Annotated in this window: 13 protein-coding genes; 8 read left to right on the forward strand and 5 right to left on the reverse strand. The window is 46.7% G+C overall.

The window, feature by feature from the left end; genetic code table 11:
- Nucleotides 1–63: 63 nt before the first annotated feature.
- Nucleotides 64–1455, forward strand: a complete 1392-nt coding sequence (locus DFP81_RS00515; protein ID WP_115895808.1) for a valine--tRNA ligase — start codon at nucleotides 64–66, stop codon at nucleotides 1453–1455.
- Nucleotides 1456–1678: 223 nt separating this feature from the next.
- Here DFP81_RS00515 and DFP81_RS00520 read toward each other — a convergent pair whose 3' ends face one another.
- On the reverse strand, nucleotides 1679–4069 hold the full coding sequence (locus tag DFP81_RS00520) for a bifunctional diguanylate cyclase/phosphodiesterase (RefSeq protein WP_181903015.1): 2391 nt from the start codon (nucleotides 4067–4069) through the stop codon (nucleotides 1679–1681).
- Between the two features lie 179 nt (nucleotides 4070–4248).
- On the opposite strand from DFP81_RS00520, the gene dbpA reads away from it, so the two are divergent.
- The 6 genes from dbpA to hemG all read left to right on the forward strand — a co-directional run bounded on the left by dbpA (nucleotide 4249) and on the right by hemG (nucleotide 12206).
- Nucleotides 4249–5631: an ATP-dependent RNA helicase DbpA gene (gene dbpA, locus DFP81_RS00525; RefSeq protein ID WP_115895810.1), complete on the forward strand. Its 1383-nt coding sequence runs from the start codon at nucleotides 4249–4251 to the stop codon at nucleotides 5629–5631.
- Between the two features lie 20 nt (nucleotides 5632–5651).
- Nucleotides 5652–6020 (forward strand): VanZ family protein, encoded by a 369-nt coding sequence (locus tag DFP81_RS00530; RefSeq protein WP_115895811.1) that lies wholly within the window; start codon nucleotides 5652–5654, stop codon nucleotides 6018–6020.
- Nucleotides 6021–6442: 422 nt separating this feature from the next.
- Nucleotides 6443–7885, forward strand: a complete 1443-nt coding sequence (xdhA, locus tag DFP81_RS00535; RefSeq protein ID WP_115895812.1) for a xanthine dehydrogenase small subunit — start codon at nucleotides 6443–6445, stop codon at nucleotides 7883–7885.
- Nucleotides 7878–10244, forward strand: a complete 2367-nt coding sequence (gene xdhB / locus DFP81_RS00540; protein ID WP_115895813.1) for a xanthine dehydrogenase molybdopterin binding subunit — start codon at nucleotides 7878–7880, stop codon at nucleotides 10242–10244. Before xdhA ends, xdhB begins: the two co-directional genes overlap by 8 nt.
- Nucleotides 10245–10254: 10 nt before the next feature.
- Nucleotides 10255–11556, forward strand: coding sequence for a guanine deaminase (gene guaD / locus DFP81_RS00545; protein WP_115895814.1), 1302 nt, complete (start codon nucleotides 10255–10257; stop codon nucleotides 11554–11556).
- Nucleotides 11557–11675: 119 nt separating this feature from the next.
- The gene (hemG, locus tag DFP81_RS00550; protein ID WP_115895815.1) at nucleotides 11676–12206 is read left to right on the forward strand and encodes a menaquinone-dependent protoporphyrinogen IX dehydrogenase; all 531 of its coding nucleotides are present in this window, start codon (nucleotides 11676–11678) and stop codon (nucleotides 12204–12206) included.
- 264 nt (nucleotides 12207–12470) lie between these two features.
- Here the strand turns inward: hemG and DFP81_RS00555 are convergent, their stop codons facing one another.
- Nucleotides 12471–12974 carry a hypothetical protein gene (locus tag DFP81_RS00555; RefSeq protein WP_115895816.1) on the reverse strand — a complete coding sequence of 168 codons (504 nt, stop codon included), beginning with the start codon at nucleotides 12972–12974 and terminating at the stop codon, nucleotides 12471–12473.
- A 276-nt stretch (nucleotides 12975–13250) separates the two neighbouring features.
- On the opposite strand from DFP81_RS00555, the gene DFP81_RS00560 reads away from it, so the two are divergent.
- Complete coding sequence (locus DFP81_RS00560) at nucleotides 13251–14498, forward strand: multidrug effflux MFS transporter (protein ID WP_115895817.1); 1248 nt, start codon at nucleotides 13251–13253, stop codon at nucleotides 14496–14498.
- Nucleotides 14499–14566: 68 nt separating this feature from the next.
- On the opposite strand, the gene DFP81_RS00565 is transcribed toward DFP81_RS00560, so the two are convergent.
- From DFP81_RS00565 to DFP81_RS00575, 3 genes are all read right to left on the reverse strand, one after another.
- Nucleotides 14567–15154, reverse strand: a complete 588-nt coding sequence (locus DFP81_RS00565) for a TetR/AcrR family transcriptional regulator (RefSeq protein ID WP_115896248.1) — start codon at nucleotides 15152–15154, stop codon at nucleotides 14567–14569.
- 135 nt (nucleotides 15155–15289) lie between these two features.
- Nucleotides 15290–16063: a prolyl hydroxylase family protein gene (locus DFP81_RS00570; RefSeq protein ID WP_115895818.1), complete on the reverse strand. Its 774-nt coding sequence runs from the start codon at nucleotides 16061–16063 to the stop codon at nucleotides 15290–15292.
- A complete protein-coding gene (locus DFP81_RS00575) occupies nucleotides 16063–16452 on the reverse strand; it encodes a VOC family protein (RefSeq protein WP_115895819.1) in 390 nt (129 codons plus the stop codon). Before DFP81_RS00575 ends, DFP81_RS00570 begins: the two co-directional genes overlap by 1 nt.
- Nucleotides 16453–16641: the final 189 nt, after the last annotated feature.

Consider the following 16641-nt stretch of genomic DNA (forward strand, 5'->3'; position numbering starts at 1 on the left):
CGTACATTTCAACCATCACTTCAACCAACGTTAATCACTAAATTTGATGGAGAAAAACCCACCATGAAATCCAAACTGTTTGCTGCAACGCTATTATTAAGCTGCTTACAAGCGCCTTTGGTGTCCGCAGCCATTGGCACCCCTGATCCAGGTTATACCATCCCAGCAGTGGGAGATACCCAGTTCAAAGTCGATTATGTCGTGGTCGATGGCTATGCTCATCGCGTTGCTTTTGCTGGCAACCCCGACGGAGAACCCGTGATTATCATGACGGGATACCCAGAAGATGATTTACCGGCTGCACGCTGGCTGGTCGATGAAATGATGCATCACCCTGATGGCGGCAAGTACCGTTACATCTTAGTTCATGTACCATTTTTAGAAGATTATGCCGTTCCGAACTACAGCAGCGCTCCGGACTATAAAACCAAGTATGCTGAGTACAATGGCCAAGATCTTAAAACCGGCAAAACAATAGAGTACAAAGGTCGTGTTCCAGTTGATCCGCGTTACGATCACGAAAATCAAGCAAAAGCCTATTACTCAATTATTCGTGGCGGCCTTGGTATAGAGAAAGCACATTTCGTAGGCCATGACCGCGGAGCAGTCATCACCGATTATATGTTAGGTGAACACCCAGAACTCGCCTTATCCTATTCCCGCGGCTCACAGGCATGGAGACGCTTTGATAAAAAATGGGAAAGCCTAGGTCATGAAGGCATCTTTATTGGCCCTCCACACAGCATCTTTGCCACTGAAGGCGCTGCGCCAGCTCTGAAAAAGATTTTTGACGAGAGTTACCCTTTTGCCCTTTCGACACCAAGCTTTACAAGAGTCGCGGCATTAGCTGAGCCGGATTCAGAACTAGGTAAACGCTTCACAGCAATACGTGATATGGCAAATAGACCAGACCACTATTTGCGCATTACCCGTGAAATGTTCCGCCAATCTAAGCTTGAATACGAGATCGAACAACGCAACGATCCAAACAACACTCATTCTATTGTTAACACCCATTTCCCTTTGATGCATTTTCAGGGCGGCGATGAACTGATTGCGGCCAAAGATGTGCCAGGAGCAAAACTGGTGGATGAGAAAACGCAAACCTACAAATTCGCAGATCTCCCCGGAAAACTTGGCTATTTATCACATCAAGTCTCTGAACAGCCGTGGTTCGGTAAATACAACTGGTATAAAGGTGAAATTGTTAACCTAAACCCAAATACGGTTTACCAATCACCCAATGCCCCTGTTTGGAAAGAGAACTGGAACAAGTATGTTACTGATCACGACAACGGTACTTACCAAACGCTACAGACATTAAAGGACGCACGTTTTGACCGTTTTGCCATTATTCCTAACGCCGTGCATTTCTCACATATAGAGAACCCTAAAGCAAGTGCCTGGGCAATCTTAGACTTTATCGCCGATTCAAAAGCGAATAAGTTGAATTGATGCACCAGCAGCCTACTTAACGGCCAAAAGCCAAGTCAGCAAGAATTGCTGGCTTGGCTTTTTTAGTACAGATAGTGCTGTCGCACAGGCTCAGATTAGGCTGATTCACACAGTAGCCCCTAAGCAGACAATGAGCTATAGGCCCCAGCTAGCCTGTTTATCACCACCAAGTACAACAAGGACAATGCAGGTTATCTTGGCCGCAAAGAAGCGTCTTTGCCTATTAATCCTTGTCTTGATGACTAGCGCTTCTGGATTGCTCACAAAGGGCCATTATCATTGGGTCGCTGGCCATAGAGTTTGCCCCTAACGCCTCACTAAACAAATACCCTTGCCCCACATCACAACCGTAGCCTTTCAAGCGTTCTAACTGGTCAGGGCGTGTGATGCCCTCTGCAATCACCTTTAGATTCAGCTCATGGGATAGATTAATGATGGCTCTGGTGAGCACATCGTGATCATTGTCTTCCATAATATCGTGGATAAACACCTGATCAATTTTCACATAATCAAATGGTAAGTCTTTCAGGTAGCTCAAACTAGAATAACCGGTACCAAAGTCGTCAATGGCCAACTTCATACCCAACTGGCTGACTTGTCTTAATAATTCTGCACAGCTTTCGGCATCTTCAATGAGCATGGACTCGGTCACCTCAATCTCGAGCATGCTTGGATCTACTTTGTATTTATCCAACAAACTCAATATATGAGATAAGAAATTAGGTCGTTTTAACTGAGCTGCCGAGCAGTTAACCGCAACCGGAGGCACCTGAACCCCTTCTTCTCGCCATTCAACAATGTGTTTACAAGCCCGCTCTATCACCCACTCGCCCAAGGTTAAGATAATGCCGGTTTGCTCAGCAACAGGAATAAATTCAGCCGGTGAGACACGCCCCAGTTCACTGTCGTCCCAGCGTAACAGAGCCTCCAGTCCAACACATTTTTGCGTTTTCAAATCCACCTTTGGCTGAAAATACAATTGCAATACATCTTCTTGTAGGGCCTGACGCAAACGCGTTTCGATGCGTACATTCCGAGATAAGCGTGCCCCCATTTCTTCGTCATAGAAATAATAGGTGCCTCGGCCTGCCGTTTTTGCCTCATACATGGCCATGTCGGCGTTTTTCACTAACGTCTCTGCATTCAAACCATAATTAGGGTGCAACGCCACACCAATCGAACAACCAATATTTAACGTACGACCGTCAATAAAATAGCTTTGGCTGATCTGCAAAATAACTTCGCGACACAAACCTTCTAGATAAATGCTTTTCTCATGCTCCCTTAACGCTAACAACACGAGAAATTCATCGCCTCCTAGTCGACCAATGATGGCTTCGTCTGGGAATACTGACTTTAACCGCTGTGCCACTTTGATTAAAAGTTTATCGCCCGTTTCGTGCCCAAACGCATCATTAATGGTTTTAAAACAATCGAGATCCAAAAAGAAAGTCGCCAATTTAAAGTTTTTTTGCTGACAATCCTCGATCGCCTCATCCAACTCTCTTTGAATTTTGTAGCGACTGAATAGCCCAGTTAATTCATCCACTTCAATTTGATCTTTCGCCAAACGCAATGTTTGGTTATACGCATTACTGAGCATTCGTACATACGCACTTAGCAACACCGCCAAGACACTAAAAACAATAAAAGCGGAAAGAATCAAGCCCCAGTTCACCATACTGATGAGTGTTGCACTGTAACGGGTATCAACACGCCAATTACAACCCGCAAAGTGCACAACTTGTGAATGATAGGTACCAGGACGCCAGTATATTTCATGATTAGGATGAATGTTGTCGTGCTGACTGGAATCCGCAAACCAAACTGGGTGTTGTGGGTCATGGGTCACCTCAGCCAAGCGATACGAAAAGTTGCGCTCACTCTGAGTTGCTAATTGCGCCTTTAAGCCACTGACATCAAAGACCACTCCGACGACCCCATAAAACCCTCGTTCATCAGTGATCCGACCATTGAGATTGTCCAAGGGCAAATACACAGGGTAACGCAATGCAAACTTATCCAGGCTTTGCACCTTGCCATCGACAGTCGAAGACAGTGGTGGCGACATTTCCAAACTCTTCTGAGTACGTAAGCGCTTCAGCCCGGCAAGATTAACCGCTTCATCCGATAAGGTGTCAAAACCTGGGTGACTGAGGAAAGGATAACCAAACGTTAATGGCAAATATTCTGCGCGCTCACCCGCTGGGGTGATGGTAAAGCCCGATTGACCCACTAGGCTGCGTTGTTGTTCAAGGTAGTCATTACGATGGTAGGCTGGGACATATTGTGAAAAAAACAATCGCAGACTGGCGTTTTTTTCTGTGGATTCATATTGTTCGCTAGCACGCTTAAATACTTGGTAGGTCAAGGGCTCATCGATCGCTTGAAGCATCACAGAAAGGGAAACAATTTCTTTGCCATAACTGTTTAATGCGTCTTTTAATTGCGTAACGAACTGCTCTCCTGCAATACGTTCATCCGCTAAAATATGCTGTTTCTCTTCGTGATAAAGCGCCAAACACGTCACAACACCACATAAAAAAACCATCAGGAAAACGATAAGATAAGCGTTTTTTGCATAAGGTCTTGTCGAAGCAGCTAACCAATTCACGGGGTGATCCACAGGTTCATTCAAAAACGCATTCCCTATTAAAACAATAACTTTCTATATTATCGGTAACTTTACTTAAAATGCACAAATGAAACACCCCATTATTTACAAAAACCAACAACAAAAATGCTTTTCTGTTATTCTTAGGGCTTATTTATTTGAATCTATACAGGCCTTTCGTGACCCAGTTTTCTCTCTCCTCAGACATTGCCTTACCAACAAAACTAACCTCACTATTAAAAGACATGGGGTTTACGGCATTTACGCCTATTCAAGAGCAAAGTCTTCCTGCCATTATTGATGGCAAAGACATTCTAGCTCAAGCTCAAACAGGGAGCGGAAAAACACTGGCTTTTGCAATTGGCTTGTTACTAAAAATCAATCCTCGTTACTTTGGCGTGCAAGCACTCGTCATGTGCCCAACGCGCGAATTAGCGGATCAAGTCTCCAAAGAAATTCGTAAAGTAGCGCGCTTCCTAGAAAACATTAAGGTATTGAGCTTATGTGGTGGCATGCCATTTGGCCCACAAATCGGTTCTCTAGAACATGGCGCCCACATTGTGGTCGGCACTCCTGGTCGTTTAATGGAGCACTTGCGCAAAGGCACCCTTAAACTTAATGCCCTGAGCACTCTAGTGTTGGATGAAGCAGATCGCATGTTGGACATGGGCTTTGTAGACAGTATCCGTGAAGTGGTTGAACTCACACCAAGCAATCGCCAAACACTGCTCTTCTCTGCTACCTACGGGGACACCATTGAAGCACTAAGTGCCGAATTCCAAAACAAACCCGTTACGGTCAAAGTGGAAGCTCAGGAAGACCTGAAACCCAATATTGAGCAATTTTTCATTCGCAGTGAAAATGCCGCTAAGTGCGAAACACTACTTGCGACACTACAGCACTTTGATCCACGCCAAGTGATTGTTTTCTGTAACACTAAAATTGAATCGCAAAATGTCGCCGATTGGTTAAGCGAACACAAGGTCGCCGCCCAAGCGATTCACGGTGATTTAGAACAGAAGCAACGCGACCAAGTGCTCGTGCGCTTTAGTAACCAAAGTAGTTGTGTACTGGTCGCTACCGATGTCGCCGCCCGTGGTATCGACGTGAAAGAAGTCGACTTGGTCGTCAACTACGACACCACTCGTGACACCGATGTTCACACTCACCGAATTGGCCGAACTGGTCGTGCTGGCGCCTCTGGTATTGCGGTTAACCTTGTCACCTCGAAAGACGACTATAAAATTCGCGATATCGAGACTCGCTTTGACATCAAAGCCAATTACATTGAGCTAGATGCCATAGACACGAGTTACCGCCTAGTGCCGAATAAAGCCACTATCGCGTTTGATGCCGGCCGCAAAAACAAGCTACGCCCTGGTGATATCTTGGGTGCATTAACGGCGGGTATTGGTTTGGATAAATCTCAAGTCGGTAAAATCGACATCTTTGATTTTCAGGCTTATGTTTCCGTTGATGGCAAAGAAGCGAAACGCGTCGTCAAAGAATTGGAAAACAAGAAAATCAAAGGCCGTAATATTCGCGCTCGCATTCTGCGCTGATTAACTAAGGCCCACCTATTATGCCGCAACCATCACCGCCTTTCTGGCAATCGCCCATCGCTCAACTGATTGGCTTTGTCGGCGGCTGGTTGTTGATTAGCCTAGTGACACTGACACCAATGGAGCAGCTACCTGCGGTGGCAGGTTCTGATAAATTGCATCACGTCCTAGGCTTTGCTGGCTGGTCATTATTGTGCGTTTTCGGCCCACGACGACGCTTTTTCATAATGGCGCTAATGATATTTCTCTGGGGCGGCGCGATTGAGTTAATCCAGCCCAGTGTCAATCGCCATGGTGAATGGGCTGACTTTGTGGCCGATGGCTGCGGTGTTTTATTGGTACTTTTTGGTGCGTCACTGGCATCATGGCGTAACAAAAAACAAGGTTAATCGACTAACCCGCTGCGTTTTTAAAGGCTATATATGGCCTCAACCCAGCGCTGCATTTGGAGATTAACCGAGCCCTTCCCCCCTATTACCTAAGCGCGCACGCGCCGTCACTTGGCAAAGGTAAGCATGCCACTGCCAAGCACTGTGTGGCGCACCATAATAATCTGCTCAGCCACCCATTTTAGGGCAAAAAAATAAAACCTCTTGAAAGGTTTGACAAAACATAACCGATCGGTCAATGTTTTATTGATAACGCCTATTTAAACCGCCTGATAAGCCCCTGAACACCCGCATTATGCCACGGTTCTCACGCTTTATCGGCGCATAAAAAGCAGCCACTGAAAACGACAATATGATACAACAATAGGCTCATTAACTTGCTCAGTAACGCACCAAGCAGACGACTTTCAGGAGAGACAAGAGTGATTCAATTCTTACTGAATCAGGAACTTCGCCAAGAAGACAACCTAGACCCAAATTTGACGGTACTGAATTACCTGCGTAATGAAGTTCACAAAACCGGTACCAAAGAAGGTTGTGCTTCCGGTGACTGCGGTGCATGCAGCGTGGTATTAGCAGAGCCTGTGGGCGCTACCATTCGCTATCGCAGCGTTAACGCATGCCTAACGTTTGTCTCCGCTTTGCATGGTAAGCAGCTGATCACAGTAGAAGATTTAAAACAGCCGCAAGGCTTACATAGCACTCAGCAAGCCATGGCCGATTGCCATGGTTCCCAGTGTGGCTTTTGTACACCCGGCTTTGTGATGTCGTTATTTGCTTTGCAAAAAAATGTGGAATTTTACGACCCAGCACAAACCAGCGAAGCCCTCGCCGGTAATCTCTGCCGTTGCACCGGCTACCGCCCTATTTACGAAGCAGCGAAACAGGCTTGTGACAATCCATCTGCCGACCAGTTTGACGCTGAAGAAGCCACGACGTTGGCGAGACTAAACGCGATTCAACCAACCAGCAACACAAGCTTAACCGGCAACAAACATCAAGTGTTCCTGCCCACCAGCAGCCAAGAATTAGCCAACCTCTATCAGCAACATCCTGATGCCCATTTATTGGCTGGAGGCACGGACTTAGCGCTGGAAGTGACTCAGTTTCACCGTACGCTTGATAAAATCATCTACCTTGGCAACGTCAGTGAACTTAAACAGATTGAAGAAAACGACACCATGATAGAAATTGGCGCCGCCGCCCCACTGACGGATTGTTACCAGCTGCTGGCCAAGCATTATCCTGATTTTGGTGAACTGCTACATCGCTTTGCGTCTTTGCAAATTCGCAATCAAGGCACGTTAGGCGGCAATATTGCTAATGCTTCGCCCATTGGCGACTCACCGCCACTCTTGATCGCGCTGGACGCTCAACTGCAATTAAGACAAGGCAATCAAACCCGACAAGTGGCCATCGAAGACTACTTCTTGGATTACAAAAAGACCGTACGCCAGACAAGCGAATTTACTGAAAAGATCCTCGTCCCTCTGCCAAAACAGTCGATTTTTAAAGCCTATAAGGTGTCAAAACGCCTAGACGATGACATCTCTGCTGTGTGTGCCGCCATCAATATTGAGATCAGCGCGGGTACAGTAAGCACGGTACGCATTGCCTTTGGTGGCATGGCCGCCATCCCGAAACGCGCCAGCCATTGTGAACAAGCGCTAATCGGACAAGATTGGACGCAAGATACGCTAGAAGCGGCTTGCGCCGCCCTTGCCCAAGACTTTACCCCTTTGAGCGACTTTAGAGCCTCAAAAGAGTATCGCCTGCTGGTTGCACAAAACTTATTACGTAAATACTTCATTGAAACCACGTCTAACCCAGACTACCTGAACACGCGAGTAACGGCCCATGTCTAATCATTCCGCCCCACAACTCAGCCAAGCAGAGCTAGAGCGCTTATTTAAAGCCAACCTAAAGAGCGGTGTTGGTCGTGGTATAAAACACGAAAGCGGTGACAAACACGTCAGTGGTGAAGCGCAATACATAGACGACAAATTAGAATTCCCTAATCAGCTTCACGTCTATGTTCATACCAGTGAATACGCACACGCTAAGATACTCAACATAGACACCAGCGCTTGCCTTTCCATGCCTGGTGTTGTGCGAGTGATTACCGCGCAAGATGTGCCGGGGGAGCTCGACGTAGGACCAATACTGAAAGGCGACCCATTGCTTGCCGATGGTTTGGTTGAATATTACGGCCAGCCGATTGTCGCGGTGGCGGCGAACAGTCACGAAGCGGCACTGAAAGCAGCCAAAGCCATTAAAATAGATTACCAAGCACTTACACCCATCCTTGATGTAAAAGAAGCGCTTGAAAAGCAGCACTTTGTGCAAGAAAGCCATCAGTTAGTAATCGGCGACAGTGCCAAAGCACTGGCGAGTGCTCCTCACCGCCTACAAGATGAGCTCTATATTGGTGGCCAAGAGCATTTTTACCTAGAAACCCAAGTGGCGTCTGTCATGCCTACCGAAGACGGCGGCATGATAGTGTATTCCAGCACCCAAAACCCCACCGAAGTACAAAAGCTAGTGGCCAGTGTGCTGGGCATTAGTATGAACAAGGTATTGGTAGATATGCGCCGCATGGGCGGTGGCTTTGGTGGTAAAGAAACCCAAGCCGCACCACTTGCTTGTTTGTGCGCTGTGTTTGCTCATCTCACTGGACGACCTACCAAAATGCGCCTACCGCGCATGGAAGACATGACCATCACTGGCAAACGCCATCCATTTTATGTTCGTTACGATGTGGGGTATGACGATGATGGCCGGGTTCTGGCCCTCAACATGGATCTGGCCGGAAACTGTGGTTATTCTCCAGATTTGTCTGGCTCTATTGTCGACCGCGCCATGTTTCACGCAGACAATGCGTATTTCTTCGAACATGCCACCATTACCGGCTATCGCTGCAAAACCAACACAGCCTCCAATACCGCCTATCGTGGCTTTGGTGGCCCGCAAGGCATGGTCCCCACAGAAGACATGCTGGATACCATTGCGCGCCGACTTGGCAAAGACCCGCTCGATGTTCGCCGTCTCAATTATTATGGTGTGAACGATCGCAATATCACCCCCTATCATCAAACGGTTGAGCACAATATTCTGCCTGAGATTACCGAGGAACTGCTCGCCACCAGCGACTATTATGCACGCAGAGAAAGTATCAAAGAATTTAATGCGAGCAGTCCGATTTTGAAAAAGGGCTTGGCTTTTACCCCAGTTAAGTTCGGCATTTCCTTTACCAACTCTTTTTTGAACCAAGCCGGCGCTCTGATCCACATTTACACCGATGGCACCATTCATTTGAACCACGGCGGTACTGAAATGGGCCAAGGGCTGAATACCAAGGTTCAGCAAATTGTTGCTCAGGTGTTTCAAGTGGAAACCGATAAGATTCAAGTCAGCGCCACCAACACAGAGAAAGTGCCAAACACCTCCCCTACGGCGGCGTCCTCTGGTACTGATCTAAACGGCAAAGCGGCGCAAAATGCCGCCTTAACCATCAAGCAACGCTTAGTGGATTTTCTGGCCAACCATTACCGAGTGTCCTTAGAGGAAATCGAGTTTAATAATGGTCAAGTAAAGGTCCGTGACACCTATTTGTCTTTCGAGTCGGTGATTGGCTTGGCCTACGTCAACCAAATCTCTTTATCGAGCACTGGGTTTTATAAAACACCAAAGATCCATTACGATCGCGCCACCGCCAAAGGTCGCCCATTTTATTACTTCGCCTACGGTCTTGCCTGCTGTGAAGTCATGGTCGACAGCTTAACCGGCGAATACCACTTTACTCGCACCGATATTCTTCATGATGTGGGGGCCACCCTGAACCCGGCCATCGACATTGGCCAGATCGAGGGCGGTTTCGTGCAAGGTATGGGCTGGCTTACCAGCGAAGAACTCGTTTGGAATGAACAAGGTCGCCTCATGACAAACGGTCCGGCGAGCTATAAAATCCCCGCCATAGCAGATATGCCGAATGATTTACGCGTGTCCTTGGTGGAAAGCCGTAAAAACCCAGAAGATACCGTCTACCACTCGAAAGCCGTTGGCGAGCCGCCCTTTATGCTGGGCATCGCCGCTTGGTGCGCGATAAAAGACGCGGTTGCGTCTGTGGGTGACTATCAAATCCATCCCAACATTGATGCGCCAGCCACACCAGAACGTGTGCTAATGGGCATTGAGTCAATTCGAAAACAAACGAACAACCAGTAAGAGAGACCTAATGAGTCAACTTAAAGCCTGGCGCTCAGCCATAATACATTGTATTGCAGACCCTAAAGAAGTGGGTGTTGAGCAGGCCTATGAATATTTCGAAGATGGTATGCTGATTGTCAAAGACGACAAAATTCAAGCCATTGGTCATGCTGCCGATCTATTGCCTACACTCGACTGCGACACTCTTGTCGAACACCACCCAGATGGTTTGATCACCCCAGGATTCATCGACACCCATATTCACTACCCGCAAACCGACATGATCGGCTCTTACGGTGAACAACTGCTGACCTGGTTAAACACCTATACCTTTCCAGAAGAAGGTAAATTTCACGACAAAACCCACGCCCGTGACGTAGCTGATCGCTTCTTAAAAGAGTTATTACGTAACGGCACCACCACGGCTCTCGTGTTTGGCACGGTACATAAAGTGTCTGTGGACGCTTTCTTTGAAGCCAGTGAAGTGCATAACCTGCGAATGATTTGTGGCAAGGTAATGATGGATCGTAATGCGCCGGATTTTCTAACCGACACGCCAGAAACCAGTTACCAAGAAAGCAAAGAGCTGATCGACACTTGGCATAACAAGGGGCGCTTGCACTATGCTATTACCCCACGCTTTGCGCCAACCAGCTCAGACGAGCAACTTAAACTCGCGGGCAAACTGCTCAACGAGTACGACGATGTTTATATGCACACACACCTGTCAGAAAATAAAGACGAGTGTGCCTGGGTACAAGACCTGTTTCCAGAGAGTAAAAACTACCTGGACGTATACGACCAACATAAGCTTTTAAGCGAACGCTCGGTGTTTGCCCATGGTATTCACTTATGCGACAGCGAGTACCATCGCTTGCATGAGACTGGCTCGGCAATCGCTTTTTGCCCGACTTCCAACCTCTTTATTGGCAGTGGTTTGTTTAAACTAAATAAGGCAGAAGAACATAAGGTTAACGTTGGTATGGGAACGGACGTCGGCGGCGGTACCAGCTTCTCCATGCTGCAAACCTTAAATGAAGCCTATAAGGTCATTCAATTGCAAAATGAAAACCTCAGCCCAATTAAATCCCTTTATTTAGCTACTTTAGGCGGCGCTAAAGCCTTGCGTCTAGAAGACAAAATTGGCAACTTGGCGGTGGGCACTGAAGCTGACTTTGTCATCCTCGATAAAAAGGCCACCCCTTTACTTAGCTCACGCCTTGCTCTATCAAAAGGCATTGAAGAAAGCCTGTTTGTTTTCATGACCCTTGGCGATGACCGAGCCATTAAAGCAACTTATTCTGCTGGGCAATGCGTCCACCAGCGCTAGTCGAGGCACTTTAGCTATCGCTTCCTGTGTGAAAAAGGTGTTCTGTTGAGCGCCTTTTTTTGCTTAGAATGAAGCCTATATGTTCCGCCACCCTATTTTAATCATTTGATTGGTGCTTTATGACTCACACTCTCATGCTCTATTCTAGCGTCGACGGCCACACTCAGGCTATTTGTCAGCGCCTGGCGAATCAGCTTGGCCCGCAACATAAGGTCAGACTGGCGTCCCTTGATGGGCTCGAACTGACCACTGCTCAGCTCGATGAATATGAGAAAATCGTCATTGGTGCCAGCATTCGCTACGGTAAACACAGAGCCAATGTTGGCCAATTTATTACTGATAATAGAGCGCTATTAAACACCAAGAAATGCGCTATTTTTAGCGTCAATCTAGTGGCTCGAAAAGCCGAGAAAAACACCCCTGAAAGCAACCCCTATTTGCAAAAGCTGCTCTCTGAGTGCGACTGGCAACCTAGCTTAACAGGCATCTTTGCGGGCAAGGTGGATTATCAGCAATACCGTTTTTTTGACCGGCAAATGATTCGTATGATCATGTGGATGACAAAAGGCCCAACGGCACTGGACAGCTCCATTGATTATACCGATTGGCAGAAGGTAGATGAGTTCGCAGGGCAAATTATTGCGCTCTAACACGTCTTTAATAAGAACGTATTCGGAGATTTTCCAAGGTGCCGGCTTCTGCTACAATGCCAGCATCTAAAATAGGACCCTTTACCATGAATTATGCAACTCTCTCATTAGGCGTTTTTGCCATTTTGTTTCTTGGCTTGGCGTTGACCATCGCTATACTGCAGATCAAAAAAATCAAGAAAAGCAAAAAATAGCCGCACTGGTAAACGTATCGAATGGCGCGTCGATAACCCTTACCAATCCACCATCATCGACTACCTGACTCTAAGGATAGAGTCGTACGATTCCTGTTTCTCCTGCCATATCTCCGACGATCCATACTTTCTCAAAGGCATGGGGCTCAGGTATCGTAATCAAGTGTTCAAGCGCCTTAATGTCTTCTTTGCTCCACGCGGGGTGGGCATTACGTATCACTAACCAAACTCGCTTAGATCGGTACTTTTTTTTGGATTTATTCTCTAAAATTCGATTCAGAGACTGCAACAATCGACTGTCGGTTGGTTCACTTTCCAACTTATGCAACACCTCACGAGTTTTGTCGGTTAAGTTGCGTCCTAAAATGGCCATGGCTTCCGCTTCATCACCATATAGGTGTGCGATCTCAAGATCTAATCGCTCTCCCTCCAATAGACAAGAAACATCTGGGCGAATCGGATCATTATGCCAAATATGGCGAATATGCTTACCCGTATTGCGTTCGTACCAGCGCATAAACAATTTAGCGGCTTGATGCTCTAATGTGATTTTCTCTTCTTCGCTATGAGACATAAATCCTCCCTTTTAGTACGGCCTGAAGATTTTGCCCGAGGAACTAGCGGCCAATGTAAAGTATAGAGTGAAAACATACTCTGGGAAGTAATCTGAATTCATTTCGCTCGACGCCCACCATAAAAACGCCTTTGCCCGAGGCGCATTTAAGAAGAATTGGTCGCCCAACAGCCCTTCGTTATTCACCATAAATACCTGCTTGAGGAGAATATTAGGTTATAATATCTAGCCCGTTTTTCAGCGGCATCTCTTTATTGCCTTTAACTTGGATACATTATGGAAAATCATCAAAACAGCACCTCATCAGGCATGTCGTCAAAAGAATTTACTATTTTGGTGGCGATGTTGATGTCGATTGTTGCCATCTCAATCGATGCACTGCTGCCTGCGCTTGGCATTATCGGCAAGGACTTAGCCGCTGCCTCAGCGAACCAACCTCAATTACTGATCAGCATGTTGTTCTTAGGCATGGCAATTGGCCAGCTTATTTGCGGCCCTTTGTCTGACTCACTGGGACGGCGCCCCGTGCTCTTTGGTGGTTTTGGCATCTACCTTATTGGCACCGTAATTTGCTACCAAGCCAATAGTATGGAAACCCTTATGTTTGGGCGTTTCATTCAGGGCTTAGGCGTTGCTGGGCCTTATATTTCTGCTATTTCTTTGGTTCGTGATTTATACCACGGCTCACAGATGGCGCGCATTATGTCCTTAGTGATGATGATTTTTATGTTGGTGCCCGCACTCGCTCCCACGCTTGGGCAGGCGATCCTCATCTTAGATGATTGGCGAGGTATCTTTGAGATGTACCTTATTTATGCGGTTATTTTAATTGCTTGGATTATGCTGCGCTTAAAAGAGACCCTTCCCAAAGAGCATCGAATTCCCTTTACCCAAAAAGGCTTTTACGAAGGCTTCAGAGAAGTGCTAACCAACCGCATCACCGCCAGCTACACCATTTGCATGGGGTTATTTTTTGGCAGTTTTATTGGCTATTTAAACTCGGCTCAACAAATCTTCCAAGTACAGTTTAAAACCGGCGCTTTGTTTGCTCTTTATTTTGGCATGCTGGCGGTTGTGTTGGCCATTTCCTCACTCATTAACTCGCGCATTGTCGAAAAGCACGGGGCAAAACACATTGCCTTTCGTGGCATTTATTGCGTTGTCATCGCATCAGCGATCTTTTTGAGCCTGCACGCCTTTGTCACTATCACTTTGTGGATGTTCTTACTCTACGCGGCGGTGTTTTTCTTCTGCTTTGGCTTACTATTTGGCAACATCAACTCATTAGCAATGGAGCCAATGGGGCACGTGGCGGGCATTGCTTCTGCGGTCATCGGCTCGGTTTCCTCGATTATGTCTATGGTGATTGGCACCGTGATTGGCCAGATGTACGATAATACATTGATCCCGATTGCTGGTGGGTTCACTGTCTTTGGTAGCATTGCAATAGGGATTATGTACTGGGCTGAAAAAGGCAGGATTGAAGAAACAGAAGAAGAGCTTAGTGAGGCTGAGTCTGTTTAGCGACGAAAAGTCTGTTTAGAAACGAAGCATCATTTGTTAAACACAGCTTCTAATACGAAAAGGCCGAGCTATGACTCGGCCTTTGCATTAATGAACACGCTTAACTGACTCACTAAGTCGTCGTCTGATAAGGCGTCTTGATGTAACAGTGTTGGCGTTAATAGCGCCTCTTTACTGATCGCCTTTAGCGCAAAAAAATGAGTAACTGGCATCTGATGCGCTTCTAACCAAGCCAGTAATACTTTTTCTAAAACGGCTTCAAACTGGGCAAACAAGCTCACTGTGGTCGCCGCCATTTTATGCTGTTCGCCCAATAGAATGCGATACACAGCCAAGCGCTCAGAGCGGCTTGACCAGACTTTCCACAAGCTAATCCAGCCGCTAATCACTGAATTCAGCTCACTCGATGAAGAAACATGATTTTGCTGCGCTACTAACGCTTGCGACATTTCGGTATTTGCCTGCTCGATAATCGCTTCTAGAACCGACTCCCACAACACCAACTTAGTCGGGAAATTGCTGTATACGGTCGGCTTAGACACCGCCGCTGTGACCACAACTTGGTCAACACTGGTACCTTGATAGCCTTTTTGGGTAAACAGCTCAGTCGCCGCACTGACAATCTCGCCCTTTTTACTGGGTCTTCCTCGGGCCACACCCTTCTCCTCATCACTTTTGATCTTGTGAAACATTCTAACCCATTGATTCAAAAATGTTTCATTTTCACCTAAGTTATTGGAGTAGGATGGAAAAAAGCCTACAAGCTCACCATGACTCTGTTGCAGCGCACGTTACAGCGCAAACAACACATCACTGCGAATAATGTATTTAACCCCTTCAGTAATGATAGTAGAGCCATGTAAGCAATGTAATGGATGGCTACCATGGGGAAAGAAAAGCAAGCCGCCTACTGGAGTACGAACCTCTACCTGCTGAGCGTTTTTCAGCTTTCTCGCCGGCAAACTAGGGTCATCCTGATCCACCAGAAACTGGGTCTCCCCTCCGCTAAAATCTTCACTTAAGAAAATCAAACAGGTGTATAAACTATAACGATCGCCAAAAGAGTCAACCACGGGCTGACCATTAATAATCCTGCTGCCAGGCCATGCACCGTCCGTATGAATACCGAAAAAATCCCCCGATTGATAACGATAAAAACGACAGCGCTGATTCAACCCCAGTGCGGCTCTTTCGAGTTGGGCCGCTTCTTTAGCTAAAAAAGGTGAAATACGCTGCCAAATTGTCCGTTCTGTAACCTCATCTATGATCCAATTGAGGTTCATATTGTGACGCACATTACGACCAAGAGACACAGCCGCATCTTCGGTATAGCCCATGGTTTCTGTCGCTTGAATAAAGGCTTTGCATTCCTCTTCACTAAACACATTTAATAACTGAAAAGCCCCTGGAACACCGGCAATTTCTTTACGCTCAATCTGGTTTGACGAACCGCTTGCCAAGGACAAAGGGTTATCGCTTGCACTCCCCCACAGCGGCAACCGTTGTGAAACTCTGCCTGACTCATAGGCGGCAACGAAAAAATCTTCTGGATTGATCTGTTTCATTATTGAGGAATTCCTTGTATTTCAAGTATGAGGTTTTCAGGGGCGCGAACGAAGATCTGCTTAACAGGGGAATCAGGTACGGCAGCGATCGAATGCGCCAGCCCCATGCGCTCAACTCGCGCCAAGACTTCCTGATAGTCATCACAGAAAAAACTCACGTGATGAACAATGTTTTGCTCTGCATATAGCAACGAATCTTGCTCTACGCCCCGCCTCATGGGTTGGCCAAAAATATGGATAACGTCTTTATCACCGGCAAACAGAAAATAGCCTTTAAAATTTAACTGAGAACGCTTGCCCACTTTCAGCCCTAATAACTCGACTAAGAAATCTCTCATGACTTCTGGGTGTTTTGCGCTTAATGAAAGATGGTCAAATCGGATATTCATGAGTAATACCTAACATCTTACTTCACGTTTAATGGGGATTAGAAAAGCGACGGGCGTCCGATAGGAAGAAAAAGCGCTATTGCGCATGCTGTAAAAATAACAAGAAGGACACCGGTAAAGCCGTTATAACCATGAAAAGTCACTGCGATAGCAACGTCCCATAATGATATCGGCTTACCGACAGGGTTA

It is taken from the genome of Marinomonas pollencensis, assembly GCF_003387375.1.
Lineage (GTDB): Bacteria > Pseudomonadota > Gammaproteobacteria > Pseudomonadales > Marinomonadaceae > Marinomonas > Marinomonas pollencensis.

Coding starts and splice junctions, on each gene's coding strand:
- xdhB (WP_115895813.1), top strand. CDS start 7,878: ATGTCTAATCATTCCGCCCCACAACTCAGCCAAGCAGAGCTAGAGCGC.
- hemG (WP_115895815.1), top strand. CDS start 11,676: ATGACTCACACTCTCATGCTCTATTCTAGCGTCGACGGCCACACTCAG.
- DFP81_RS00560 (WP_115895817.1), top strand. CDS start 13,251: ATGGAAAATCATCAAAACAGCACCTCATCAGGCATGTCGTCAAAAGAA.
- DFP81_RS00515 (WP_115895808.1), top strand. CDS start 64: ATGAAATCCAAACTGTTTGCTGCAACGCTATTATTAAGCTGCTTACAA.
- DFP81_RS00570 (WP_115895818.1), bottom strand. CDS start 16,063: ATGAAACAGATCAATCCAGAAGATTTTTTCGTTGCCGCCTATGAGTCA.
- guaD (WP_115895814.1), top strand. CDS start 10,255: ATGAGTCAACTTAAAGCCTGGCGCTCAGCCATAATACATTGTATTGCA.
- DFP81_RS00575 (WP_115895819.1), bottom strand. CDS start 16,452: ATGAATATCCGATTTGACCATCTTTCATTAAGCGCAAAACACCCAGAA.
- DFP81_RS00530 (WP_115895811.1), top strand. CDS start 5,652: ATGCCGCAACCATCACCGCCTTTCTGGCAATCGCCCATCGCTCAACTG.
- DFP81_RS00555 (WP_115895816.1), bottom strand. CDS start 12,974: ATGTCTCATAGCGAAGAAGAGAAAATCACATTAGAGCATCAAGCCGCT.